Origin of the sequence: Bacteroides cellulosilyticus DSM 14838 (assembly GCF_000158035.1) — a bacterium.
Classification (GTDB): Bacteria; Bacteroidota; Bacteroidia; order Bacteroidales; family Bacteroidaceae; genus Bacteroides; species Bacteroides cellulosilyticus.
In genome coordinates this window covers 1-771 of sequence record NZ_EQ973512.1, presented here as the reverse complement: position 1 = coordinate 771, position 771 = coordinate 1, and the positions used below count along the sequence as shown (strand labels likewise).

Sequence of the window (771 nt, the reverse complement as noted above, 5' to 3'; positions counted from 1 at the left end):
CTGTTGGGGGAATATTATAAGCTACGAGCTACAAGCTACGGGCTACGAGTGGCTGCGCTATATTTTGTGGGGCTCACGACGGGTATCCCATACATCTACGATATAAATTATGCCCGCAGTTTCATCTATGCGATATATTACTTACAATATTTATGAATGACTAATCCTCGGTAAACATACTCCCGATTTGCTAATAAAGGCTCTATTGGAGCCATATAAGGATTGGAAGAAAGACGTTTTTTGTTTCTCTGATAGGTTTCAATCAACCTGTGTGCAATCTCAATGCCCCATTGCTGTTTACAAAAAGCGGCAATCTTGCGTAGCTCCTGAGTAGCTTCAGGATAAGTCTTTATTTTCATAGTGTGCGCATGAAGTCTGCTAATTTGGCGTCTTCTGTTTCAGAATCAATTACATTTCCTTCGATGATCGCTTTTTCTGCTTTATCAATTCGCTCATGTAATTCATTCATTGTATACGGAATCATGTCTTCATGTGCTACATCTTTTGTTGATGTAGAATTACGCAAACGACGTATATAACGACTTATACGGCGTATCGCCGCTTCATCATCCATTAATGCGTTGATATCTTGCAAAATACTATGTTTTAATTCAAAAGTTGTCATACATCCTCCTTTTTGAATGGGTATGCCACAAAGGTAGTGTTTTGGAAAGAACACACAAAATGTTATTCTATAAAGTTTTGCCCAAAGGGGATGAGTTACACAGCTAACTAATAGAATTTCCTGATCAGCCAATCTACCAGACTAAA

Annotated in this window: 2 protein-coding genes; both read right to left on the bottom strand. The window is 38.4% G+C overall.

Annotated elements, in window-relative coordinates; all coding sequences use genetic code 11:
• Positions 1–137 precede the first annotated feature (137 nt).
• The gene (locus BACCELL_RS25400; RefSeq protein WP_007215052.1) at positions 138–359 is read right to left on the bottom strand and encodes a type II toxin-antitoxin system RelE/ParE family toxin; all 222 of its coding nucleotides are present in this window, start codon (positions 357–359) and stop codon (positions 138–140) included.
• A complete protein-coding gene (locus BACCELL_RS25395) occupies positions 356–625 on the bottom strand; it encodes a hypothetical protein (RefSeq protein ID WP_007215051.1) in 270 nt (89 codons plus the stop codon). Before BACCELL_RS25395 ends, BACCELL_RS25400 begins: the two co-directional genes overlap by 4 nt.
• Positions 626–771 lie beyond the last annotated feature (146 nt).